The following is a 24,279-nucleotide window of genomic DNA, read 5'->3' as shown; positions in this document are numbered from 1 at the left end:
TCGCTGGCTTCATCAAATGGTCTCGGGCTGGGACGGCTTGCCGCCGGCTTGGGTGAGCTTGAGTTCGACCAGGCGGCGCTGCGGCGCCGCGACGTCCATCCGCCGCAGCGCATTTTCGTAGGCCTGGCGGGCTTGATCACGTTGATCGAGCGCGAAGCGGGCGTCGCCCAGCGTTTCTAGCCCGACGGCGTCGTCTGCGTCAGAGAGCAGGGACGCCGCTTCCTGCGCCTGCCCCGCATCGATCAGCAGCCGCGCCAGGCGCTGGCGGCGGATCGGCTCGAGCGCGGGATCGGCATCGGCGACCTGCCGGAGCGAGGCGATGGCGGCCTCGTGGTCACCGGCCTCGAATTCGGCCTTGGCCAGGTCGAACGCGATCAGCGTGCCGTAGACGCCGCCCTTCTGCAGGTCCCGGGCCTGGGTCCGGGCGGCGTCGAGATCGCCGGCCTGGATGCTGGCGAGTGTCGCCTGGTAGCGCTCGCCGGCCTGCACGCGCGCGCCGTGCTGGTGCCGTTGCCACCACTGCCAGCCGCCGATCAGTCCCAGTCCGAGCACCACGCCGGCAACCAGCCCGAATCCGTTGCGCCGCAGCCACTCCCGGACCCGCTCGCCCTGTTCGTGTTCGTCGAGAAGTTCGATCGCCATACTGTCTCTCGCCCTGCGCGCCGGGCGCGGGCCTTGTCATGGGAAACGGGCCCGCTGCCGGGCCCGTGTCTGCGTATCGCGGCCCCGCGTGGCGGGTATGCCGGACGTTACTCGGTCGCTGGTGCGAGCGAACCGTCAGAGGATACCGCAAAGCGCGCGACGTTCGCTCGCTGGTAGGGCGTCATATCCTGAACGCGGCCGTACTGGCGCACTTCCACCGCGCCGGCATTGCCGAGCACGATGCGCCCCACTTCTCCGGCCGCGTAACTGCGATGTTCGCCGGCCCGGACCAGTGCCTGCTCCAGCGACTCGCCTTCGGCAGACTGCACTTCCACCCAGCTGTCGTCGCGGAACTGCAGCGACAGCGCCGGCGCCGCCGGTTGCTGCGGTTCCGGGTCGCGGATCGGGGGCTTGCGGGTCTGGATCGGCGTCAACGAGGCGACGAACGGCCGCTGTTCGTTCCCTGCCGAACGCGACTGCCCGGCGGCGGCTGTCGCGGGATCCCGGCCGGGATCGATATCGAGCGATGCGGTTTCCTGCGGGTCGCTGTCGACGTGTTGCCGCGTCACCATCCACACCGGCACCGCGATCGCCGCGGTGATCACCACGTAGACCAGGCGGCGGGCCGACTGTTCGGCGAACCGCTGCAGCGGCGAGGTGAAGGTGCGCGGCTCCAGCTGCGGTGGCTGGATCGGGACGGACGTATGCGACGGCTGCAGCGCATCGGGGGGCAGCCCGACCGCCCGTGCGTAACTTCGCAACTGTCCGCGCACGAAGACCGGCGCTCCCAATCGGCCCCAGTCCTCGGCCTCGAGCGATTCGACGACGCGAATCGGGACATGCATCTTCGCTGCCACATCGGCGATGTCCAGGCCGGCGGCGGCGCGCGCCTCACGAAGGCGATCGCCGCAGCCCTGCTCAGGCATGCCTGCATTCGCTGCAGAAGTCATGGTTGACTGCTTTCCCCGGGTTGTGCGGACAACGCCTGCGGGAACTCCCTCCCCAAACGCTGACGGTAGCGATCGGCGGCGGCCTTGTCGCCGAGTCTTTCCTCGATTTGTGACGCCAATAGAAGAACGTCGGCCGAAGCCGGTGCCGCGGCGAGGCGGCGCTGCGAAAACGCACGTGCTTCCAGGTAACTTCCCTTACGGTACTGGTATTCGGCCATCGCTGACAACGCCACGGCGTTCGTCGGCTGCAGCGAGAGCGCTGCGCGCAGGTCGCGCTCGACCCGCCCGGGCTGCCCGGCCGCTTCGGCGCAGGCGCCGGCGTTGGCCAGCGCGAAGGCCGGTTCGGAGTATCCCGGCGCCGCCAGGGCCCGATCGAAATACGGCATCGCCTCGGCGGCGCGGCCGTTGTCGCACAGCCAGGCGCCGTAGTTGCTCTGGGCGCGGCCGCTGGCCGGCGCCAGTTCGGCAGCCTTGGCGTAGTAGCCGCCGGCTTCCCGGCTGCGTCCGCGCCGCGACTCGAGCACGGCCATCAAGGTCAGCCCGTCCGGATCGCCCGGGTCGGCCTTGAGCGCCTCGCGAAGCAGCTCTTCGGCAGCATCGGACTCGCCGTTGGCGAGCGCCTGCCCGGCCCGGGCCAGACGCAGGCGGTTCTCCGATCGCCGCCGGCTCTCGGCGGTGCCGCTCACGTCGTACCGCGGCGCGACCTGTTCGGAATCGCCACGCTGGGCGCTGGGTTTGACGAACGACAGGCGCGAACAGCCCGAGAAAAGCAGCACGGCCAGGAGGCTCAGCACCAGCGCGCTACGCAGCGGCATCCGCCTCTCCCCCCGGGGTAACCAGCCGCTTGCGGAATTCCGCCTGTCGCCGGGTCTTGTCCGCCACCTGGCCCTTGAGCTGGCCGCAGGCGGCATCGATGTCGTCGCCGCGGGTGCGGCGGACCGTCGTCAGCACCCTGGCGTCCTGCAGGAGCTTCTGGAACGTACGGATGTCGGTCTCCGGCGAGCGTTCGTAACGGGTGCCGGGGAACGGGTTGAACGGGATCAGGTTGACCTTGGCGGCGTCCTTCATCTGCACCGCGTTGTCGAAGCCGCGCATCAGCCGCGCCAGCTGGCGCGCGTGCTCGGGGCGGTCGTTGACGCCCTTCATCATGGTGTATTCGAAGGTGATCGAGCTGCCGCGCTTGCGCAGCACGTAGCGCTGACACGCGGCCATGAGCTCGGCCACCGGGTACTTGCGATTGAGCGGGACCAGTTCGCTGCGCAGCGCATCGTCGGCCGCGTGCAGCGAGACCGCCAGCGACACGTCGCTCTCCTCGCCCAGGCGGTCGATCATCGGCACCATGCCGGCGGTCGACAGGGTGACGCGCTTGTTGGCGAGCCCGTAGCCGAGGTCGTCGCGCATCACGCTCATCGCGCGGACCACGTTGTCGAAGTTCATCAGCGGCTCGCCCATGCCCATCATCACCACGTTGGTGAGCTTGCGCTCGCGGTGCGGGACATTGCCCAGGTGCCGCGCCGCCACCCAGACCTGGCCGATGATCTCGGCGGTCGAAAGATTGCGGTTGAAACCCTGGGTGGCGGTGGAGCAGAACCGGCAGTTCAGCGCGCAACCGACCTGCGAGGACACGCACAGGGTGCCCCGCCCCTTGTCCGGGATGAACACCGTCTCGACGGCGTTCTTGCCGTCCATCGCCAGCAGCCACTTGTGGGTGCCGTCGGCGGAGGGCTTCTCGAACTGCACCTGCGGCACGCGGACTTCGGCATGCGCCTCGAGCTTGGCGCGCAGCGCCTTGCCGAGGTCGGTCATTTCGTCGAACGCGGTGACGTGGCGGTGATGGATCCACTTCATCACCTGATGCGCGCGGTAGCGCTTCTCGTCGAGCGTCTCGACGAAGAAGCGTTCCAGGCCCGCGCGGTCGAGCTCGAGCAGGTTCTGGCGAGAAACGAGTGCAGAGGAACGAGGAACGAGTTCCTCACCCGTCCCCGCGACATCCACTCGTTTGTCGTTCCTCTGCACTCGTTCCTCGGCTCAACGCGCGTAGACGTCGGTGGTCGGGAAGAAGTACGCGATCTCGACCGCGGCGGTCTCGGCCGCATCGGAACCGTGCACGGCGTTGGCGTCGATCGAATCGGCGAAGTCCGCGCGGATGGTGCCGGCGGCGGCTTCCTTCGGATTGGTCGCGCCCATCAGTTCGCGGTTCCTGGCGATCGCGTCCTCGCCCTCGAGCGCCTGGATCATCACCGGGCCGCTGCTCATGAATTCGACCAGGGCATTGAAGAAGGGGCGCTCGCGGTGCACGGCATAGAAGCCCTCCGCCTCCGCGCGCGACAGGTGCTTCATCTTCGCGGCGACGATCTTGAGACCGGCTTTTTCGAAACGGGAATAGATCTCGCCGATGACGTTCTTGGCGACGGCATCGGGCTTGACGATCGAGAGGGTGCGCTCCAGCGCCATGAAATGTCTCCAGTGTGGCGGGCGGCTGCTGTGAGCGACCCAGATTAACATGAAAAACCCGTGGTGTGACACGGGTTTAGCCGAACTGGCTAGCGAGAATTCTAACCGATTCTCACGGCCTGCAGAACCCGTTTCGGGTGAAGACCGTCCGCCGGGACGGCTGGAGCGGCCGGGACTCGGGACCCCGAGGACTCGGCGCCCGCCCTCGGGAATCGGGAGAGCCCGGCCGCTTCTGCTCGTCGTCCCTGTGCAGGGCCGCGACCCATCGTGACCTAAGGCCACTCCGGAACAGTTTCGTTGGGGCAGTTTCGTTGAGGCGCCCTCATCCACCCTTCGCCACCGGGCCAAGGCACGCCTTCTCCCGCAAGTGGGGAAAGGGATCTGCAAACGCTGCGCCAAAACCGCTCCAGACGGACGAGCCCGGCTCCGCCTCGCAGGGTTTGACCCGCTCGGACGATCCCCCTACCATCAAACAAGCGTTTGATTCAGCCCACCCCCTTCCGGATCGCCATGCCCGCCACCCAGTTCTCGACCAAGGAGCGCATCCTCGGCGCCGCCGAGGAACTCTTCGCCCAGCAGGGCTTCAGCGGCACGTCGCTGCGCCAGGTCACCACCCGTGCCGACGTCAACATCGCCGCGGTCAACTACCACTTCGGCAGCAAGGAAAACCTGGTCAACGAGGTGTTCCGGCGGCGCATGGACGACATGAGCACGCAGCGGCTGTCGATGCTGCGCAAGGCACAGGACGAACGTCCGGACGAGCTGGAGCCGGTGCTCGCCGCCTTCGTCGAGCCGGCCCTGGCGCTGGCGCGCGACCGCAACGGCGGCGGCGCCTTCATCCGCGTGATCGCACGCGCCTATGCCGAAAAGAACGACGGCCTGCGCGCCTTCCTGTCCGAACGCTACGGCCACGTGCAGCGCGATTTCGCCCGCGCCCTCGCTGCCTGCCTGCCGGACCTGTCGAAGGAGGAGCTGTACTGGCGGCTCGACTTCCTGGCCGGCGCGCTGACCTACGCGATGGCCGATTTCGGACTGATCAAGCGCCCCCATGGCACCAACGAACAGGTCCACCGCCGGCGCGCCGCGCAGGAGCTGATCCGTTTCGCCGCCGCCGGGTTCAAGGCATAGGGGGATTTGGCCGCGGATTGGCGCGGATAAACGCGGGTAAAACTTACGTTTTCAATGAGATAAATTCCTTATCTAAAGTGCTACGTAATGAGCATGCCCGCCCAGAGCATTCCCCGTCTACCTCGCTTTTATTTGCGCTTATCCGCGTCAATCCGCGGCAAGAAACAAAATTAATACAAGGAGTTACGAAACATGTCTGAGAAACTGCTGGTACGCCGCGCCGCGGTGCTCGGCGCCGGAGTGATGGGGGCGCAGATCGCCGCCCATCTCACCAATGCCGGGATCGACACGGTGCTGTTCGACCTGCCCGCGAAGGAAGGCGACCCCAGCGCAGTGGTGCGCAAGGCGATCGCCAACCTGGGCAAGCTCAGCCCCGCCCCGCTCGCCAGCAAGTCGCTGGCCGGGCGCATCGTTCCCGCCAACTACGACGACGGCCTGGAGCTGCTGGAGGATTGCGACCTGGTGGTCGAGGCGATCGCCGAACGCATGGACTGGAAGCAGGACCTCTACCGCAAGATCGCCCCGCACGTCGCCGACCACGCCGTGCTGGCCAGCAACACCTCGGGCCTGGGCATCAACGCGCTGGCCGACGTGCTGCCGGAACAGCTGCGCCACCGCTTCTGCGGCGTGCACTTCTTCAATCCCCCGCGCTACATGCACCTCGCCGAACTGATCCCGGCCAAGGCCACGGACAGGTCGGTGCTCGAAGGGCTGGAGGCGTTCCTGACCACCGCGCTCGGCAAGGGCGTGGTCTATGCCCGCGACACGCCGAACTTCATCGGCAACCGCATCGGCGTGTTCTCGATCCTGTCGACGATCCACCACACCGCGGCGTTCGGGCTCGGCTTCGACGCCGTCGATGCGCTGACCGGCCCGCTGGTCGGTCGGCCGAAGTCCGCCACCTACCGCACTTCCGACGTGGTCGGCCTGGACACCATGGCGCACGTGATCAAGACCATGGCCGACACCCTGCCCGACGACCCCTGGCACCGCTACTTCAAGGCGCCGGCCTGGCTGCAGGCGCTGATCGACCAGGGGGCGCTGGGGCAGAAGGCCGGCGCCGGCATCTTCCGCAAGGCCGGCAAGGAGATCCAGGTGCTGGACCTGGAGAAGCAGGATTACCGGCCGGCGGACAAGGACGCGGCGGCGCCCGAGGTGGTCGAGATCCTCAAGACGAAAAACCCGGCCGAGAAATTCGCCCGGCTGCGCGCGAGCGAACATCCGCAGGCGCGTTTCCTGTGGGCGGCGTTCCGTGACCTTTTCCACTACAGCGCCTACCACCTGGCCGACATCGCCGAGACCGCGCGCGACGTCGACCTCGCCATCCGCTGGGGCTACGGCTGGTCGCTGGGCCCGTTCGAGACCTGGCAGGCGGCCGGCTGGAAGCAGGTGGCGCAATGGATCGCCGAGGACATTGCCGCAGGCAAGGCCATGAGCGACGCGCCGCTGCCCGGCTGGGTGCTGGACGGCCGCGAAGGCGTGCATGCAGAGGACGGCAGCTTCAGTCCCGCGCGCAACGCGTCCGTGCCGCGTTCGTCGTTGCCGGTCTATCGGCGCCAGCGCTTTCCCGATCCGCTGCTCGGCGAGTCGTTCCCGCAGGGCGAGACGCTGTTCGAGAACGACGGCCTCCGCCTGTGGACCGACGGCGACGGCATCGGCGTGGCCTCGTTCAAGACCAAGCTGCACACCGTCAGCGACCAGGTGCTCGACGGCCTGCAGGAGGCGATCGGCATCGCCGAGCGCGACCTGCGCGGCCTGGTGGTCTGGCAGCCGAAGGAGCCCTTCTCCGCCGGCGCGGACCTCGCCGGCGCGCTGGCCCTGCTGCAGGCCGGCAAGGTGGACGCGTTCGAGGCGATGGTCGCCAACTTCCAGGCCACTAGCCAGCGGATCAAGTATTCGCTGGTGCCGGTGGTCGCGGCGGTGCGCGGCCTGGCGCTCGGCGGCGGCTGCGAGTTCCAGATGCACAGCGCGCGCACGGTCGCCGGGCTGGAGAGCTACGTCGGCCTGGTCGAGGCCGGGGTCGGCCTGCTGCCGGCCGGCGGCGGCCTGAAGGAGCTGGCGGTGCGCGCCGCGCGCGCGGCGGGGCCCGGCGGCGACGTGTTCGCAGAGCTGAAGTCCGTGTTCGAGACGGTGGCGATGGCCAAGGTCTCCACCTCGGCGGTCGAGGCGCAGGAGTCGGGGCTGCTGCGCAGGGAGGACACCGTCGTCTTCCACCCGCACGAGCTGCTGCACATCGCACGACAGCAGGCGCTGGCGCTGGCCGAAAGCGGCTATCGCCCGCCATTGCCGGAGCGCGCGGTGCAGGTGGCCGGCGACGTCGGCATCGCCACCTTCAAGATGATGCTGGTCAACATGCTGGAAGGCCGCTTCATCTCGCCGCACGACTACGAGATCGCCACCCGCATCGCCACGGTGCTCTGCGGCGGCGAAGTGGATCGCGGCGCGACGGTCGACGAGGACTGGCTGCTGCGGCTGGAGCGCGAGCACTTCGTCGCCCTGGCGCAGATGCCCAGGACCCAGGAGCGCATCGCGCACATGCTGAAGACGGGTAAGCCGTTGAGAAACTGAGACTCGGGATTCGAGATTGGGGATTCGCAAAAGCGACTCCCCGCTTCCGAATCGTCCCATTGAACGGCCGGGTAAAGGAATCATCGGGATCACGGATCCGCTCTCGCGAATCCCGAATCCCCAATCCCGGCTTTCGGAGAAAGCCCCATGAAACAAATCCAGGACGCCTACATCGTCGCCGCCACCCGCACCCCGGTCGGCAAGGCGCCGCGCGGCGTGTTCCGCAATACCCGCCCCGACGACATGCTGGCGCACGTGCTGAAGTCGGTCGTCGCGCAGGCGCCGGGCATCGACGTGAACCGCATCGAGGACGCGGTGATCGGCTGCGCGATGCCGGAGGGCGAGCAAGGCATGAACGTGGCGCGCATCGGCGTGCTGCTGGCCGGCTTGCCCGACACGGTGGCCGCGCAGACCATCAACCGCTTCTGTTCGTCGGGACTGCAGGCGGTGGCGCTGGCCGCCGACCAGATCCGCCTGGGCAACGCCGATCTGGTGCTGGCCGGCGGCACCGAGAGCATGAGCATGGTACCGATGATGGGCAACAAGGTCGCGCTGTCGCCCAACGTGTTCGCCAACGATCACGTCGCCATCGCCTACGGCATGGGGATCACCGCCGAGAAGGTGGCGGAGGAATGGAAGGTCTCGCGCCAGGACCAGGACGCGTTCGCGCTGGCCTCGCACCGCAAGGCGATCGCCGCCATCCAGGCCGGCGAGTTCAGGGACGAGATCACGCCGTACGAGGTGATGTCGCATGTTCCCGACCTGGCGGGCAATACTATCCGGCTGCGGAAGGCGCTGGTCGACACCGACGAAGGCCCGCGGCCCGACTCCTCCGCGGAGGGACTGGCGAAGCTGCGCCCGGTGTTTCGCAACGGCCAGTTCGGCGGCACCGTCACCGCGGGCAATTCGTCGCAGATGAGCGACGGCGCCGCCGCGGTGCTGCTGGCCTCGGAACAGGCGGTCAAGGACTACGGCCTGACGCCGCTGGCCCGCTTCGTCAGCTTCTCGGTGGCGGGCGTGCGTCCCGAGGTGATGGGCATCGGACCGATCGCCGCGATTCCGAAAGCGCTGAAGCAGGCAGGCCTCGATGGCGACCAGATCGACTGGATCGAACTCAACGAGGCCTTCGCCGCGCAGGCACTGGCGGTGATCCGCGACTCCGAGCTCGACCCGGACAAGGTCAACCCGCTGGGCGGCGCGATCGCGCTCGGCCACCCGCTCGGCGCCACCGGCGCGGTGCGCACCGCGACCATCGTCCACGGCCTGCGCCGCCGCAAGCAGAAGTACGGCCTGGTGACGATGTGCATCGGTACCGGCATGGGGGCGGCCGGGATTTTCGAGGCGCTGTAGGCGCGGAGACGACGGGGATCGTCACGCCTGCCGCAGCGAATCCGCTGCGGCAGGTCGTTCACTCGAGTTCGCGGACGCCGAGCTCGTCGAGGGCGCTCTGCATCGTGGCCGCCGCCGCCTCGCTCAGCTTCTCGTGATCGAGCGCGTAACGGATGGTGGCCTCGATCAGGCCGATATGGGTGCCGCAGTCGAACCGGGTGCCGCGGAACCGATAGGCATGCACCGCCTCTTCCGCGAGCAGCGCCGAGATCGCGTCGGTGAGCTGGATCTCGCCGCCGGCGCCCGGTGTCGTCGATTCGAGCAGCGCGAAGATGCGCGGGTTCAGCACATAGCGTCCGACCACCGCGAGGGTGCTCGGGGCATCGGCGGGCTTCGGTTTTTCGACCATCTGCCGGATGCGTCCCTGCCGGTCGGCGAAATCCTCGGTCGCGACGATGCCGTAGCTGTCGGTCTTGTCGCGCGGTACGTCCTGCACCGCGATCATGCTGGCGCCGCTGGCCTCTGCTGCGTCGGCCATCTGGGTCAGCGCGCCGGGACCGCGGTTCCAGATCAGGTCGTCCGGCAGGATCACCGCGAACGGCTCGTCTCCGACCACCGGCTTGGCGCACAACACCGCGTGGCCGAGCCCGAGCGCCTCGGTCTGGGTGACGAACACCGCGCGCACGTGCCGCGGCAACGGATTGCGCACCAGTTCCAGTTGCGCCAGTTTGCCGGCCTTCTCCAGCTTCTCTTCGAGCTCGTAAGCCTTGTCGAAATAGTCGGCGACCGCGTGCTTGTAGCGGTTGGTGACGAAGACCAGCGTATCGCAACCCGCCTCGATCGCCTCGTCCACCGCGTACTGGATCAGCGGCCGATCGATGATCGGCAGCATTTCCTTGGGGACGGTCTTGGTGGCGGGGAGAAAGCGGGTCCCGAGACCTGCCACGGGGAAAACGGCCTTGCGGATGCGTCGAGTCATGGGCGGGTTGTCATGTCCTTCTTGCGTGTCTGGCGGGGAAGGCGACGACTGTCCCGGCGTGCGGCTCGCCGTTGTCCTGCTGCGGCATGAACTCCGGGACCGACTCGCGCAGGACCTGCGCCAGGGTTTCGAGATCGTAGGTGGCGATCGCCTCGCGCAGTCGCGCCGTCGCGTCGAACACGTCCTGCTGCACGATCTCGCGCGCTTCGGCCTGCAGGATCTTCGGATGCGCGGTCGGGCGATAGCATTCATCGGCATGGAACAGGGTCTCGTGCAGCTTCTCGCCCGGCCGCAGGCCGGTATAGATGATCGCCACGTCCCGTTCCGGATGCTTGCCCGCCAGCCGGATCATCTGTTCGGCCAGCAGCCGGATCGACACCGGTTCGCCCATGTCCAGCGTGTAGATCGCGTGCCGCGATCCGATCGCCGCCGCCTGCAGGATCAACTGGCAGGACTCGGGGATGGTCATGAAGAAGCGGGTGACCTCCGGATCGGTGACGGTCACAGGACCGCCGCTACGGATCTGTTCGCGGAACAGCGGCACCACGCTGCCCGCCGAATCGAGCACGTTGCCGAAGCGCACCGTCACGAAGCGCGTCGACTGCGGATCGGAACGCGCCTGGCACACCATTTCCGCCAGGCGCTTGGTGGCGCCGAGCACGTTGACCGGATCGACCGCCTTGTCGGTCGAGATCAGTACGAAGGTGGCCACGCCCGCCGCCTGCGTCGCGCAGGCCACGGTCTCGGTCGCCAGCACGTTGTTGCGGACCGCTTCGCGCAGTTGCGCCTCCAGCACCGGCACCTGCTTGTAGGCGGCCGCATGGAAGACCGCCTCCGGCGCGGACAGCGACAGCGCGTAGCGGATCACGGCGGGGTCGCCGCAATCGCCCAACACCGGCACGCACTGGATCTGGGGAAAGTCCCGGCGCAGTTGCGCCTCGATGGTGGTCAGCGCGAGCTCGTCCATCTCCACGATCGCGATCTGCCGGGCGCCATGGCGGGCGCACTGGCGGCACAACTCGGCGCCGATCGAGCCGCCGCCGCCGGTCACCAGCACGCTGCGGCCGCCGAGCCAGCCGCGGATCGACTTCCAGTCCGGCGTCACGGGCTTGCGCCCGAGCAGGTCCTCGATCGCGACTTCCTTCAACTCGCCCGGCAGCGAACGGCCTTCGAGCAGGTCGTCCAGGCGCGGCACGGTCCGGAACGGGAGCCCGGTCTCCTCGCACGCGGCCACGACCTGCCGCATCGACGCGGCATCCAGCGAGGGCATGGCGATGATCAGAAGCCGGGCCGCGGTCTCGGGCGCGATCCGGGCGACGTCACTGACCCTTCCCAGCACCGGCACGCCCTGCAGATGGCTGCCGTGCAGCTTGGCCGCGTCGTCCAGGAAGCCCACCGCCTGGTAGGACCCGGTCCGGCGCAGATCGCGCAGCAGAGCCTCTCCGGCCTGGCCGGCGCCGAGGATCAGTACGCGGACCGCCGCCTGGTCGGTGCGGTTGACGCTGTAGTCCTTCCAGCTCCGGTACAGCAGGCGCGGCATGCCCAGCATCGCGGTCAACACGATCGGGTACAGCACGAGCACGGTGCGCGGCACCTGGTCCAGCCGGTTGTACAGGAACAGCGCCAGCAGGATGGCGAACAGCCCGAACAGGCTCGCCTTGAGGATGTTCAGCAGGTCCGGAACGCTGGCGAAGCGCCAGACGCCGCGGTACAGCCCTACCCGCCACAGCACCAGGCCCTGCGCGAGCAGGATCAGCGCGATCTCGATCGACCACCAGGGCAATGGAGACGCGAACGGGTGGATCGACAGCCGGAACTGGTGCAGGCCGATCCAGCAAAGCCAGACCATGAACAGGTCGTGCGCGATGATGCCCGCGCGGGGCAAGGTGATAGCCGCCCGATCCTTCCAGCGATTCATCGTTGTTCTTCTTCCTTCAGGCTCGTGCGTTGGGCGCCATCTTGCAAGGCTATCCAGATCCATCCCCCTGCCAGACACCACACGACGGCGACGACAATGATAAACGCAGTGTCAAGCCGCCACGCGGCGAGCATCGCCAGGACGCCGCATGCGCTCCAGGCGGCATACGCGAGCGTGACCGGCGGGTGCCGCCCGATCCGGCGCGACCAACGCTGGTAGGCATGCTGCACATGTGCTCTCCACCACGGCTCGCCCCGCAGCATGCGCGAGCCCAATGTGAGGGTCGCATCAACGAGGAACGCCGACAGCGGCAGCACCAGCAGCAACAGTGGCCAGCGGCCCGGCGCATCCGCCCCGCCGGCCATGATCAGCACGCAGACGCAGGCCAGGCCGTAGCCGATCGCACCGCTGCCGACGTCGCCGAGAAAGATCCGCGCGCGCGGAAAATTGAAGGGAAGGAAGCCGAGGCAGGCGATCCCGAGGCTAAACGCCAGCCAAACGACGGCGCCGCCCGAACCATTAAGGTGGGCCAGCAACGCGTAGCCGAGCGCGGCGATCGCCGCCTGGCTCGCTGCCAAGCCGTCGATCCCGTCCATGAAGTTCCAGACGTTGACCAGCACCAGGCCGGCGGCGAATCCCGCCGCGGCCAGGAACACGCCAGCGCCCGACTGCAGCACCGCTGCGGCCAAGATGGTCGCGGCGACGGCGTGCACCGCCAGCCGCAGCCACGGAGACAGGGGCCGGTGATCGTCGATCCAGCCAATCGCCGCCACCAGCAGGGTGCCGCCGCCCGCGGCCAGCAGCAGCGTCCGCTGCCCGGGATACCGCATCGCCAGCAGCGCCAGCGCCGCCAACAGCGAGGCCACGACCGCAATCCCGCCGCCGCGCGGGGTGGCGACCGCATGGCTGCGCCGCTCGCCCGGCTCGTCGATCAGCCTGCGCCGCACCGCGTAGCGCCGTGCCGCCCAGGTGCCGAGCACCGCGATCGTCAGATGCAGGGCGAGCCAGGCGCCGGGGCCGGTGAACGGGTCCACCTCAGGCCCCCCTGCGCGTGGGAACTGCGGTCATGTCCGGCAGGCGTCCGGAACCGGCAGGGTCGACCGCCGGAGCGGGGCCTGCCTCGTCGCTGCGGGCTTCGGGTGCACTCTGCCGCCGGAATTACACCTACACCACGGCATAGTTCAACAACGGCTTGATCGTGCCCCATTCCTTGCAGCTCGGGCACTGCCAGTGGTGACTGCGGGCGCCGAACCCGCAACGGCTGCAACGATAGCTGGGATTGCGCACCAGCAGTTGGTCGGTGATGTGCTTGAGATCGTGCAGGGTCCGGCCGGCGTCCGCGCCCTCGTCGGCGAGCGTCAACTCGATCAGCGCCGCCTCCCCCCGTACCGAGGGCCGGTCCTTGAGCTGCTCGGCCAGGTAGGCACGGGCCTGGGCGACGCCCTGCTCCGTCTCGAGCAGCCGCGCCAGCGCCAGCACCGGCGCGATGCCGCGGTAGTGCTCGGTCATCTCGGCCAGGAACGTGCGCGCGCCGGGCGCGTCGCCGATGCGCGCATAGGCCGACAGCAACGGCGGCAGGATCTCCGGTAGGAAGTCGGTGTCGTGGCGTGCCGCCCGTTCGAAGGCGCGAATCGCCGCCGCATCGTGGCCGGTCTCCAGCTCGATCCGGCCCTCGAGAATGCCGGCACGGACCGACTTGGAATCGGCCGCATAGGCACGCGCGACGGCGGCCCGGGCGCCGTCGACGTCGCCCGAAGCGCGCAGGCGTTCGGCCAGCTCGCACTCGAAATGACCGATCAGCTTGCCCATCGGCTCGCCGGTCGCGGCCTCGAAACGGGTGGCGTTCTCGATCGCCTTGGACCAGTCGCGTTCGGCCTGGTAGATGCTGATCAGGTGCCGCAGCGCCTGCGGCGCGCGCTGGTCGAGCTTGGCCAGGTCGGTGAACACGGTCTCGGCGCGGTCCAGCAGCCCGGAGCGCATGTAGTCCTCGCCCAGTGCCAGCAGCGCCTGCACCTTCTGCTGGTCGTTCAGGTCGGGGCGCTGGACCAGGCCCTGGTGCAGGCGGATCGCCCGGTCGACCTCGCCACGACGCCGGAACAGGTGCCCGAGCGCGACCTGGGTCTCGAAGGTTTCCTTGTCCAGTTCCGCGATGTGCAGGAACAGCTCGATCGCCTTGTCCGGCTGCTCGTTGAGCAGGTAGTTCAGGCCGCGGAAGTAGGTGGTGGACAGGCGGCTGACCTGGGTGTCGCTGTGACGTTCGCCGCCGCGACGGCCGATGACCCAGCCGCTCAGGGCCGCGATCGGCAGCAGCAGGAAGAACCAGAACCATTCGGTGACGAAGGCCATCGCGTCAGCAGGCTCCGTGCCCAGGATCGGATGGAGGTGCGACGGCCACTCCAGCCGGAGCCTGCGCGCGCCGCAGGCGCTGTCGCAATGGCAGCACGACCGACACCGCCAGAATCAGCCCGCCGACCACCACGCCGCAGAGCAAGGCCACCAGCAGCGTCACGCCGAGGCTGGCGTACAGGGTGGCCCATCCCAGGTCGATCGCGACCGTCTGCGGATTGAGCGCGCCGACCAGGATGCCGGCGACCAGGCACAGCACGGCGATGAGGATCCTGAGCAATCGCATGATCCGTTCAGCTTACCCGAAATGCGGTCGCTTCCCGCGGGAGCGGCCGAAGCCGCGGGGCGTGGACTGCCGCAAGACATCGCGACTTCCGTCGCTCCCATGGAAAGCTCCATGGAACACGCGCCGATGCCCGCGCCCGCACTCCTAGTCCTCCGGCGGAATCGGCACGACGTCGCAGACGCGTTCGCGCAGTTCCTTGCCGGGCTTGAAGTGCGGCACGTGCTTGCCCGGCAGCGCCACCGCGTCGCCGGTCTTGGGATTGCGGCCGGTGCGCGGCGGCCGGTAATGCAGGGAAAAACTGCCGAAGCCGCGGACCTCGATGCGCTCGCCATGGGCGAGCGAACCGCCCATCATTTCCAGCAGGGATTTCACCGCCAGGTCGACATCGTCGGCCTTCAGGTGCGCCTGGCGCTCGGCGAGGATCTCGATCAGTTCCGACTTGGTCATGGACACCGTATTCCGCATCGCGAAGCGCTCGGCGACCCGGCCGTGGCCGGGCCGCCGACGCGCGGACTCACTCGGACTTGTTGCCTTCCAGCTGTTCGCGCAGCAGCGCACCCAGCTTGGTCGTGCCGCTGGAGGCTTCCGCCGCCGCCTTGTTGTATTCGGCGAGCGTCTGCGCGGTCTCGGCCTCGTCCTTGGCCTTGATCGACAGCTGCAGCGTACGGCCCTTGCGGTCCATGCTCACGAACTTGGCCTCGATGGTGTCGCCCACCTTCAGGTGCTGGGTGGCGTCGTCGACGCGCTGGTCGCTGATGTCGCGCGCGGCCACGTAGCCTTCCACGCCCTCGGCGATGTCGATCATCGCGCCCTTGGCGTCGACCTCGCGGACGGTGCCGCTGACCTTCGAGCCCTTCGGATGCGAGGCCATGAACTGGCCGAACGGGTCCTGCTCCATCTGCTTGACGCCGAGGCTGATGCGCTCGCGCTCCGGATCGACCGCCAGCACCACCGCCTGCAGGGTGTCGCCCTTCTTCAGGTTGCGGGCGACGTCGTCGCCGCTGGTGTTCCAGCTCATGTCGGACAGGTGGATCAGGCCGTCGATGCCGCCGTCCAGGCCGATGAACACGCCGAAGTCGGTGATCGACTTGATCTGGCCCTCGACCTTGTCGCCCTTCTTGTGGATCGCGGCGAAGGTCTCCCACGGGTTCGAGGTGACCTGCTTCATGCCCAGCGAGATGCGGCGCCGCTCCTCGTCGACGTCCAGCACCATGACCTCGACCTCGTCGCCGACCTGCACGACCTTCTGCGGGTTGACGTTCTTGTTGGTCCAGTCCATCTCGGACACGTGCACCAGGCCCTCGACGCCCGGCTCGATCTCGACGAACGCGCCGTAGTCGGTGACGTTGGAGACCTTGCCGAACACGCGGGTGTTGGACGGATAGCGGCGGGCGATGTTGTCCCACGGATCCTCGCCCAGCTGCTTCAGGCCCAGGCTGACGCGGTTGCGCTCGCGGTCGTACTTGAGCACGCGCACTTCCAGCTCCTGCCCCACTTCCACCACTTCGGACGGATGGCGCACGCGCCTCCAGGCCATGTCGGTGATGTGCAGCAGGCCGTCGATGCCGCCCAGGTCGACGAACGCGCCGTAGTCGGTGAGGTTCTTGACCACGCCCTTGAGCACGGCGCCCTCGACCAGCTTCTCCAGCAGCGCCTCGCGCTCCTCGGAGTGCTCGCTCTCGACCACCGCGCGGCGGGAGACGACCACGTTGTTGCGCTTGCGGTCGAGCTTGATGAGCTTGAACTCGAGTTCCTTGCCTTCCAGGTACACCGGGTCGCGCACCGGGCGCACGTCGACCAGCGAACCGGGCAGGAACGCGCGCACGTCCTTGATGTCGACGGTGAAGCCGCCCTTGACCTTGCCGCTGATGCGGCCGGTGACGGTCTCGTTCTTCTCGAGGGCTTCCTCGAGCTCGTCCCACACCATGGCGCGCTTGGCCTTCTCGCGCGACAGCACGGTCTCGCCGAAGCCGTTCTCCAGCGCGTCCAGCGCCACCTTGACGGTGTCGCCCTCGGCGACGTCGATCTCGCCGTCGTCGTTACGGAACTGCTCGATCGGCACGATGCCTTCCGACTTCAGGCCGGCGTTGATCACCACCACGTCGGTGCGCACCTGCACCACGACGCCGGTGACGATGGCGCCCGGCTTCAGCTTGGCCAGGTTGGCCTGGCTCTGTTCGAACAGTTCTGCGAATGATTCGGTCATTTGTCGGTTACTCGGTTGATGACTCAGACCGCGGCGGCGCGATGTCCGGGAACTTCGGCTGCGCGCGGCGGTCCACCCGTTTGTCGGCCCTGCGGGATTGCGTATGGCCGTGAGTGTTGTGGTGAACGGAAAATCCACCGGCACGCCAGAGGTGCGCCGGTGGGACGATCTGCCAGGCGGATCCGCGCTGGAGGCGACGCCGGTGGAACGGCAGCCGCCAGTCGCGGACTACGGTTCCATCAGCGCCAGCACCCGGTCGACGACCGTTTCGATGCCCAAACCGGTGGTGTCGATGCGGACGGCGTCGTCGGCCGGCCGCAGCGGCGCCACCGCACGACTGGCGTCGCGGGCGTCGCGGGCGAGAATCTCGCGCAGCAGACCGTCCAATGTAACCGAAACCCCCTTGTCCTTCAACTGCTTATAGCGCCTTTCCGCTCGCTCCTCGGCGCTGGCGGTCAGAAAGACCTTGTGCCGGGCATCGGGAAAGATCACCGTGCCCATGTCGCGGCCGTCGGCAACCAGCCCCGGGGAGCGGCGAAAAGCGCGTTGCCGCTCCTTCAGCGCGGAGCGCACCTCCGGGATGGCGGCGATCGCCGAAGCCGCCGCGCCGGCGGTTTCGGTACGCAGTTCGTCGGTCGCGTCGACCCCATTCACGATCACCCTCGGCTCGCCGCCGGCCTCGCGGAACCCGATCTCGGTGTCGAAGGCGCAGCGCACCAGCGAGGACGGGTCCGAAAGGTCGATGTCCGCCCATCCGGCGGCGACCCCGATCGCGCGGTACAGCGCGCCCGAATCCAGGTAATGCCAGCCCAGCCTGGCCGCGACCGCGCGGCTGATCGTCCCCTTGCCGGAGCCGGAGGGGCCGTCGATGGTGAGCACGGAAGGCAGGTCGGGCATGCGGGGTTCCTGGCGGCGGGGCAATCGACAGTTTAGGCCCTGCCGCCTTCGGCCTGCCGCCGTTCCCGAGCTCGGCTACCCACCGATGGCTGCCACGGCAGGCGTCCCAGGCAAACCCGACAGCGGACCGGAAAGCAAAAGTGTGATGTTCCTGGTCTTCCCGTGGCGACCCGCGGACCGTGTGGCGGGAGGTCCGGCGCCGTCGCAACCAATGCGGTTATCGGGCCGCGACTTGCGGCGGCACCGGACCTCCGCTCCCGCGAATGCAGCCGCGCCCTCCAATGATGCCGCCGGTTCCGGACATGCCCGTTCGGCCTGTGCCGGTCCACCGGCTCACGGCAGCCCTTGATCTGCGCCCCGCGCCACGGCTAAAATGCATGGTTTGTTTCCGCCATCCTATTCCCGAGGTTCGTCATGAAGGTCCTGTCCTCCCTGAAGTCGGCGAAGACCCGCCACCGCGACTGCAAGGTCGTTCGCCGCCGCGGCAAGGTCTTCGTGATCTGCAAGTCCAACCCGCGGTTCAAGGCCCGCCAGCGCTGAGGCGCGGCGATGCCAGATCAGGCGGCCGGCGCGCCGGCTGCCTGACGACCGACGGGGCCGCAGCGATGCGGCCCCGTTCGTTTGTGCGCGCCGCCTCGCCGCGGGAACCGGCATCTGCTTACAATCGGCCGTCCATCCGAGGAGCCGCGCCAATGAACCGTCCCTTCCGAGTCCTGCCCCTGCTGCCCCTGCTGGCCCTGCTGGCGATCGCGGGTACCGCATCGGCCGAGGTCCTGCTGATCGAACGCGCACAGGCGCAGCACGCGTCCACCCTGCCCGCGCGCGGCATGCGCATGGCCGACGTGGAAGCCCGTTTCGGCGCCCCGACGCAACGCCTGGACCCGCGCGGCGGCCAGAAGCGGCAGTGGCCCACCATCAACCGCTGGGTTTACCCCGCCTTCACCGTGTACTTCGAGCGCGACCGGGTGGTCGACGCGGTCCTCAACCAGGCCGCCAGCAACGAGGTCGGGCCGAAACCGGCCATCCGTTGAGCCATGCCCGATACGACAGGCCCGTGCCCGCCCGACACGGGCGCGCTCCCGCTCCGGGCGCCGACGCGTTCCCGAACGAAGATCCAGACAGCGACCCGATGACCGAAACCGCAGTGCGTTTCCCCGCGGAGTGGGAGCCCCAGGCCGCGGTGCTGATCGCGTGGCCGCATGCCGGCACCGATTGGTCGGCCCGGCTGGCCGAGGTCGAGGAGACCTATATCGCGCTGGTCGCCGCGATCGTTCGCTTCCAGCCGGTGCTGATCTGCGTCGCCGACGAGGACGTCGAGGCCTACGCCCGCGCGCGGCTGGCGTCGGCGCGCGTCGACATGACCCGAGTGCGCTTCGCCGAGATCGACTACGACGACACCTGGCTGCGCGATTCCGGCCCCGTCACCTTGCGCGAGGGCGACGGCTTTCGCCTGCTGGATTTCCGCTTCACCGGCTGGGGCGGCAAGTTCGAGGCCGGCCGCGACGACCGCCTCGCAGGACGGCTGCACGAGCTTCCGGAGCTTTCTGGAAATTCGCTGCAAGTGATTGATTTCGCGCTGGAAGGCGGCGCGATCGAGACCGATGGCGCGGGTACGCTGCTGACCACCTGGCGCTGCCTGCACGAGCGCCATCCGCAGCTCGGGCGCGACGTGCTCACGCAAAAGCTCTGCGACTGGCTGCGGCAGGACCGGGTGCTCTGGCTCGAGCACGGCTACCTGGAAGGCGACGACACCGACGCCCACATCGATACCCTCGCCCGCTTCGCCGCGGCCGATGCCGTCGTGTTCCAGTCCTGCGACGATCCCGACGATCCCCACCACGCCGAACTCCAGGCGATGGCCGCCGAACTGGCCGCGCTGCGCACGCGCGACGGTCGCCCCTATCGCCTGTTCCCGCTGCCGTGGCCGCGGCCCATCCACCACCGCGGTCACGACGGCGACCGCCGCCTGGCCGCGTCCTACGCCAATTTCCTGATCGTCAACGGCGCGGTGCTGATGCCGGCCTACGGCGATCCCGCCGACACCGCGGCGCGCGACGTGCTGGCGCAGGCCTTCCCCGACCGCGAGATCGTCCAGGTGCCCTGCCGGCCGCTGATCTGGCAGAACGGCAGCCTGCATTGCCTGACCATGCAGTTGCCGGACGGCAGCTTGGCGCTGTAGCGGGAATCGGGAATCGGGAATCGGAAGAGCCTGGCCACTTTTGCCCGTCATCCCAGCGCAAGCTGGGATCCACTTTGATCTTGCGGTTGCTTTTGAAGCTGTATTTGAACGGCAACAGCAACATGGATCCCAGCGTGCGCCGGGATGACGGATCCTTAGCCTTTTCCCGAGTCCCGGGTCCCGAGCATCTCCGCCTCCCGGCGACACCCCCGCCCCTACAATGGCCCACCGGTCCGCCACACACGATTCCGCCATGAAGAAGCCCCCTTTGCCCGTCGCCCTGGTCCAGGAGCGCAACCATGGCAGCGCCGACGCCAACCTCGCGGTGATCGAGACGCGCGTGGCCGAGGCGGCCGGGCGCGGCGCGCGGCTGGTGCTGCTGCAGGAACTGCACAACGGCGCCTACTTCTGCCAGCACGAGTCGGTCGACGAGTTCGACCTGGCCGAGCCGATTCCCGGCCCGAGCACGCAGCGGCTGTCGGCGCTGGCGCAACGCCACGGGGTGGTCCTGGTGAGTTCGCTGTTCGAGCGCCGCGCCGCCGGCCTGTACCACAACACCGCCGTGGTGTTCGAAGCCGACGGCTCCATCGCCGGCAAGTACCGGAAGATGCACATCCCGGACGATCCCGGCTTCCACGAGAAGTTCTACTTCACGCCGGGGGATCTCGGCTTCCGGCCGATCGACACGTCCGTCGGGCGGCTGGGCCTGCTGGTGTGCTGGGACCAGTGGTATCCCGAGGCCGCCCGGCTGATGGCATTGGCCGGCGCGGAACTGTTGCTGTATCCGACCGCGATCGGCTGGGACCCCGGCGACGACGATGCCGAGAAGCGGCGCCAGCGCGATGCCTGGATCCTCAGCCACCGCGGCCATGCCGTGGCCAACGGCCTCCCGGTGCTGTCCTGCAACCGCGTCGGCCATGAGCCGTCGCCGCTCGATGCGGACGGCATCGATTTCTGGGGCAACAGCCACGTACTCGGGCCGCAGGGCGAGTTCATCGCCGAAGCCGGCGGCGCGCCGGAAGTCCTGTTCGCCGAGATCGATCTCGGACGCAGCGAGCACGTGCGCCGCATCTGGCCGTTCCTGCGCGATCGCCGGATCGACGCCTACGGCGACCTGCTTCGGCGCTATATCGACTGAAATCCGCGGCGGCTCGCTCCGGCCTTCCGGCTTCGATCGGCGGCTAGGTAGCGGTCGGGAAAAGATCCCACTCGTCCGTAAAAGACGCAAAGTAAAAAGCACCTGAATTCAATGGCTTGCTACGTGTTCTTCGCGTCCTTTGCGGACATGCATCTGTTTCACCGGGCCTGCCGGCCGGCAGCGATATGGATTCGCGCGGTGGCCGCCGACGGGCGGCGATTGATTAAAACGAACGGTCGTGCTTTCATCGCGGCATGCAGACGGCCGTTCCCTCCCCCACCAAGGGCGCCGCGACCCGTGAGGTCATCCTCGAGCGGGCCTATGCGCTCGCCTGCGTGCACGGGCTCGAAGGCCTGACCATCGGCACCCTCGCCGAGCAGGTGGGGATGTCCAAGAGCGGCGTATTCGCGCACTTCGGATCGCGCGAGGACCTGCAACTGGCCGTGCTGGACCATGCCGGCGAGCGCTTCGTCGCCCATGTCCTGCTGCCGGCGCTGAAGGCCCGGCGCGGGTTGCCGCGGCTGCGCGCGATCATGGCCGGGTGGATCGACTGGGTGCGGCACAACGACGGCGGCTGCCTGTTCCTGGCTGCGGCCAGCGAGTACGACGACCGCCCTGGCCCGCAGCGTGACCGCCTGTTGACGCACGAGACGCGGTGGCGTGCGGAACTGGCCCGCGCCATCCGGCTCGCCGTCGACAGCGGCGAACTGCGCGCCGATACCGACGCCGACCAGTTCGCTTTCGAGACCTATGGCCTGGCACTGGCGGTGCACCACGACGCCGGACTGTTCGGCTACGAGGCTTCCGCCGAGCGCGGCCGGACCGCCTTCGAACGCCTAGTCGGTTCCGCCTCCTCCCGTTGACCCCACCGGAGATGCCCCATGGCGTCCGTACCCGCTGCCCCACGCTCCATATTTAGCACGAACGTTCGGTTTAGAACGAGGATGTGGCTGCTGCGCGCAGCGTTCCTCTCGGGCAGCCTGCTGCGCCCGCGGACCACGACCCGGCGCGCCGGCGAACTGTTCGGCACCCCGCTGGCCACCAGCCGCACGCGCGCCGAGGCCATGACCGGCCACGGCGCCAGCGAGTCCTGGCTGGAAGTCGAGGGGCAGCGCATCCGCACCTACCGCTGGGGCGAGCCGCAGGCGCAGCCTTATGTGCTGTTCGCGCACGGCTGGTCCAGCCACGGCACCCGCTTCGCGCGATGGGCCCGTAGCCTGCGCGCCGCGGGATACGCGGCCGTCGCCTTCGACCAGCCGGCGCATGGCAGAAGTCCGGGCCGGTCGGCGAGCCTGCCGGTCTTCACCGACACGCTGCTGGCGGTCGCTTGTCATTTCGGGCCGGCGCACGCGGTGGTCGGACACTCGCTCGGAGGCGCCGCCGCCGCGGTGGCGCTGGCGCGGGGACTGGCCGCGGAGCGGGCGGTGCTGCTGGCGCCGGCCGCCGACCCGGTCGATGCGTCCTATCGCTTTTCCCGGCAGATCGGCCTGCCCGGGCGCCTGTGCAGGGACATGATCGCGATGTTCGAGCGACAGATCGGCATTTCAATGGCCGAGTTGCAGGCCCAGCGCGTCGCACCGCGGATCGGCAGGCCGGCGCTGATCGTCCACGACCTCGAGGATCGCGAGGTGCCGTGGTCCGAGGGCGAGCGCTACGCGCGCCTGTGGCCGCAGGCGCGCATGCTGACCACGCGCCGCCTCGGGCACAACCGGATCGTCGACGACGAGGGCGTGATCGACGCAGCGTTGCGTTTTCTCGCGGGCGGCACCGTCGGCGAGCGCATCGTCTCCTCCCCCAACCTGCCCTACGGGTTCGCCTGAACCCGCCGCCGGCGCGTTTTGCCGGCGGCACGCCGGAACGACTATGCTGCGCGGCCCGCGTCCGCATTCGCGACGCTTCCGCGATTCCCGACGTCCCGAATGACCATAGAAAGCGTTCCGTCCGCATCCGATCCGCTTGCCGGCCAGCCGCACCGGATCGTCGAGCGCGACGGCGTGCGCTACACCCTGCTCGGCACCGCGCACGTGTCGCGCGCCAGCGTGGATGCGGTGCGCGCGGCGATCGCCGGCGGCCGCTACGACGCGGTCGCGGTCGAGCTCGATCCGCAGCGGATGCAGGCGCTGACGCAACCCGATGCGCTGGCGAAGATGGACCTGGTCAAGGTGCTGCGCGAAGGCAAGGCGGCGCTGTTCGCCGCGCACCTGGGCCTGGCCGCCTACCAGCGCCGGCTGGCCGAGCAGCTCGGCATCGAGCCCGGCGCCGAGCTGAAGGCCGCGGCGACCGATGCGCAGGCGCGCGGGCTGCCGATGCACCTGATCGACCGCGACGTCGGCCTGACCTTCAAGCGCGCCTCGCAGCGCCTGGGCTGGTGGGGCCGCGCCAAGCTCGGCGGCGGCCTGCTCGCAGGCATGTTCGTCGACGAGAAGCTCGGCGAGGCCGACATCGAGAAGCTCAAGGAAGGCGACATCCTGGAAGCCGCGTTCGGCGAGTTCGCCTCCGACACGCCGGCGCTGTACGACACCGTGATCGCCGAGCGCGACCGCTACATGGCCGCGCGCCTGCGCGAAAGCGCGGCGCAGCGGCCGGCCGCGGCCACGCCCTACGAGATCCTCGCCGTGGTCGGCGCAGGCCACCTGCAGGGACTCGCCGGCCATCTGCAGACAGAGCAGGCGGAGCCGGCGGCGATCAGGGCCGGACTCGAGTCGGTCCGGGAAAAATCGTCGATCCCGTGGTTCACGCTGATCCTGGCCGCGTTCGTGCTCGGCGGATTCGCCTGGGGTTTCTGGCGCGGCGGCTTCGACGTCGGCGCCGACCTGATGCTGCAGTGGGTGCTGGTGACCGGCGGCCTCGGCGCGCTCGGTTGCGCGGTCGCCGGCGGCCACCCGCTGAGCATCGTCGCCGCCTTCCTCGCCTCGCCGCTGACGCCGCTGCATCCGGCGCTGGCGTCGGGCACGGTGAGCGCGCTGGTCGAGGCGACCCTGCGCAAGCCCACCTACGCCGACTTCATGGCCCTGCGCGACGACGTGCAGACGCTGAAGGGATGGTGGCGGAACCGGGTGGCGCGGGTGCTGCTGAATTTCTTCCTGACCAGCCTCGGCACCGCGATCGGCGTGTGGACCGGCGGCTTGCGGATGCTCGGCAAGCTGGTCGGCTGACGCGACCTCTCCGTAGAGCGGAGCTCGCTCCGCTGCTTTCGGCTCCGGAGCCTGCGCAGCCGAGCAAGCTCGGCTCTACGGCCAGGGAGCGGGACGTCGCAAGA

At 68.8% G+C, this 24,279-nt stretch carries 23 protein-coding genes; 10 read left to right on the top strand and 13 right to left on the bottom strand.

The features are described 5' to 3' along the window. Nucleotides 1–12: 12 nt before the first annotated feature. From U3649_RS11795 to ndk, 5 genes are all read right to left on the bottom strand, one after another. On the bottom strand, nucleotides 13–642 hold the full coding sequence (locus tag U3649_RS11795; RefSeq protein ID WP_407351519.1) for a YfgM family protein: 630 nt from the start codon (nucleotides 640–642) through the stop codon (nucleotides 13–15). A gap of 107 nt (nucleotides 643–749) precedes the next feature. Next, entirely contained in the window at nucleotides 750–1,568 is an 819-nt protein-coding gene (locus U3649_RS11790; protein WP_407351518.1) for a helix-turn-helix domain-containing protein, read from the bottom strand. A 20-nt stretch (nucleotides 1,569–1,588) separates the two neighbouring features. Then, entirely contained in the window at nucleotides 1,589–2,407 is an 819-nt protein-coding gene (locus U3649_RS11785) for a tetratricopeptide repeat protein (RefSeq protein WP_407351517.1), read from the bottom strand. Further along, complete coding sequence (gene rlmN / locus U3649_RS11780; protein WP_407351516.1) at nucleotides 2,394–3,587, bottom strand: 23S rRNA (adenine(2503)-C(2))-methyltransferase RlmN; 1,194 nt, start codon at nucleotides 3,585–3,587, stop codon at nucleotides 2,394–2,396. The genes U3649_RS11785 and rlmN overlap by 14 nt, the downstream gene beginning before the upstream one ends. A 33-nt stretch (nucleotides 3,588–3,620) precedes the next feature. Next, nucleotides 3,621–4,046, bottom strand: a complete 426-nt coding sequence (gene ndk / locus U3649_RS11775; RefSeq protein ID WP_407351515.1) for a nucleoside-diphosphate kinase — start codon at nucleotides 4,044–4,046, stop codon at nucleotides 3,621–3,623. Between the two features lie 504 nt (nucleotides 4,047–4,550). Here ndk and U3649_RS11770 point away from each other — a divergent pair. From U3649_RS11770 to U3649_RS11760, 3 genes are all read left to right on the top strand, one after another. Continuing rightward, on the top strand, nucleotides 4,551–5,174 hold the full coding sequence (locus U3649_RS11770) for a TetR/AcrR family transcriptional regulator (protein WP_407354605.1): 624 nt from the start codon (nucleotides 4,551–4,553) through the stop codon (nucleotides 5,172–5,174). Nucleotides 5,175–5,366: 192 nt separating this feature from the next. Next, on the top strand, nucleotides 5,367–7,742 hold the full coding sequence (locus U3649_RS11765; RefSeq protein ID WP_407351514.1) for a 3-hydroxyacyl-CoA dehydrogenase/enoyl-CoA hydratase family protein: 2,376 nt from the start codon (nucleotides 5,367–5,369) through the stop codon (nucleotides 7,740–7,742). A 147-nt stretch (nucleotides 7,743–7,889) separates the two neighbouring features. Then, the gene (locus U3649_RS11760; RefSeq protein ID WP_407351513.1) at nucleotides 7,890–9,092 is read left to right on the top strand and encodes an acetyl-CoA C-acyltransferase; all 1,203 of its coding nucleotides are present in this window, start codon (nucleotides 7,890–7,892) and stop codon (nucleotides 9,090–9,092) included. A gap of 58 nt (nucleotides 9,093–9,150) precedes the next feature. Here the strand turns inward: U3649_RS11760 and galU are convergent, their stop codons facing one another. The 8 genes from galU to cmk form a co-directional block, all read right to left on the bottom strand. Then, nucleotides 9,151–10,050: a UTP--glucose-1-phosphate uridylyltransferase GalU gene (gene galU / locus U3649_RS11755; RefSeq protein ID WP_407351512.1), complete on the bottom strand. Its 900-nt coding sequence runs from the start codon at nucleotides 10,048–10,050 to the stop codon at nucleotides 9,151–9,153. Nucleotides 10,051–10,060: 10 nt separating this feature from the next. Continuing rightward, complete coding sequence (locus U3649_RS11750) at nucleotides 10,061–11,968, bottom strand: polysaccharide biosynthesis protein (RefSeq protein ID WP_407351511.1); 1,908 nt, start codon at nucleotides 11,966–11,968, stop codon at nucleotides 10,061–10,063. Beyond that, entirely contained in the window at nucleotides 11,965–13,002 is a 1,038-nt protein-coding gene (locus U3649_RS11745) for a lipopolysaccharide biosynthesis protein (protein WP_407351510.1), read from the bottom strand. Before U3649_RS11745 ends, U3649_RS11750 begins: the two co-directional genes overlap by 4 nt. 130 nt (nucleotides 13,003–13,132) lie before the next feature. Further along, on the bottom strand, nucleotides 13,133–14,314 hold the full coding sequence (lapB, locus tag U3649_RS11740) for a lipopolysaccharide assembly protein LapB (RefSeq protein ID WP_407351509.1): 1,182 nt from the start codon (nucleotides 14,312–14,314) through the stop codon (nucleotides 13,133–13,135). Between the two features lie 4 nt (nucleotides 14,315–14,318). Then, nucleotides 14,319–14,600, bottom strand: coding sequence for a LapA family protein (locus U3649_RS11735; RefSeq protein WP_407351508.1), 282 nt, complete (start codon nucleotides 14,598–14,600; stop codon nucleotides 14,319–14,321). A 144-nt stretch (nucleotides 14,601–14,744) separates the two neighbouring features. Next, entirely contained in the window at nucleotides 14,745–15,047 is a 303-nt protein-coding gene (locus tag U3649_RS11730; RefSeq protein ID WP_407351507.1) for an integration host factor subunit beta, read from the bottom strand. A 67-nt stretch (nucleotides 15,048–15,114) separates the two neighbouring features. After that, nucleotides 15,115–16,833, bottom strand: a complete 1,719-nt coding sequence (gene rpsA, locus U3649_RS11725) for a 30S ribosomal protein S1 (RefSeq protein ID WP_407354604.1) — start codon at nucleotides 16,831–16,833, stop codon at nucleotides 15,115–15,117. 201 nt (nucleotides 16,834–17,034) lie between these two features. Further along, a complete protein-coding gene (cmk, locus tag U3649_RS11720) occupies nucleotides 17,035–17,703 on the bottom strand; it encodes a (d)CMP kinase (protein ID WP_407351506.1) in 669 nt (222 codons plus the stop codon). 414 nt (nucleotides 17,704–18,117) lie between these two features. Between cmk and ykgO the strand changes: the two genes are divergently transcribed. The 7 genes from ykgO (at nucleotide 18,118) to U3649_RS11685 (ending at nucleotide 24,175) form a co-directional block, all read left to right on the top strand. Further along, nucleotides 18,118–18,243: a type B 50S ribosomal protein L36 gene (gene ykgO, locus U3649_RS11715; RefSeq protein ID WP_005913193.1), complete on the top strand. Its 126-nt coding sequence runs from the start codon at nucleotides 18,118–18,120 to the stop codon at nucleotides 18,241–18,243. A 152-nt stretch (nucleotides 18,244–18,395) separates the two neighbouring features. Continuing rightward, nucleotides 18,396–18,734 carry a hypothetical protein gene (locus U3649_RS11710; protein ID WP_407351505.1) on the top strand — a complete coding sequence of 113 codons (339 nt, stop codon included), beginning with the start codon at nucleotides 18,396–18,398 and terminating at the stop codon, nucleotides 18,732–18,734. A 98-nt stretch (nucleotides 18,735–18,832) separates the two neighbouring features. Further along, nucleotides 18,833–19,882: an agmatine/peptidylarginine deiminase gene (locus tag U3649_RS11705; protein WP_407351504.1), complete on the top strand. Its 1,050-nt coding sequence runs from the start codon at nucleotides 18,833–18,835 to the stop codon at nucleotides 19,880–19,882. Between the two features lie 253 nt (nucleotides 19,883–20,135). Next, nucleotides 20,136–21,020: a carbon-nitrogen hydrolase gene (locus U3649_RS11700; protein WP_407351503.1), complete on the top strand. Its 885-nt coding sequence runs from the start codon at nucleotides 20,136–20,138 to the stop codon at nucleotides 21,018–21,020. 254 nt (nucleotides 21,021–21,274) lie between these two features. Then, nucleotides 21,275–21,883 (top strand): TetR/AcrR family transcriptional regulator, encoded by a 609-nt coding sequence (locus U3649_RS11695; protein ID WP_407351502.1) that lies wholly within the window; start codon nucleotides 21,275–21,277, stop codon nucleotides 21,881–21,883. 81 nt (nucleotides 21,884–21,964) lie between these two features. Beyond that, nucleotides 21,965–22,840: an alpha/beta hydrolase gene (locus U3649_RS11690; protein WP_407351501.1), complete on the top strand. Its 876-nt coding sequence runs from the start codon at nucleotides 21,965–21,967 to the stop codon at nucleotides 22,838–22,840. 99 nt (nucleotides 22,841–22,939) lie between these two features. After that, a complete protein-coding gene (locus U3649_RS11685) occupies nucleotides 22,940–24,175 on the top strand; it encodes a TraB/GumN family protein (protein ID WP_407351500.1) in 1,236 nt (411 codons plus the stop codon). Nucleotides 24,176–24,279: the final 104 nt, after the last annotated feature.

The organism is Luteimonas sp. R10 (assembly GCF_045689605.1).
GTDB lineage: Bacteria > Pseudomonadota > Gammaproteobacteria > Xanthomonadales > Xanthomonadaceae > Luteimonas.
The sequence above is the reverse complement of the archived record's forward strand: the minus strand, read 5'-3'. Positions and strand labels throughout refer to the sequence as shown.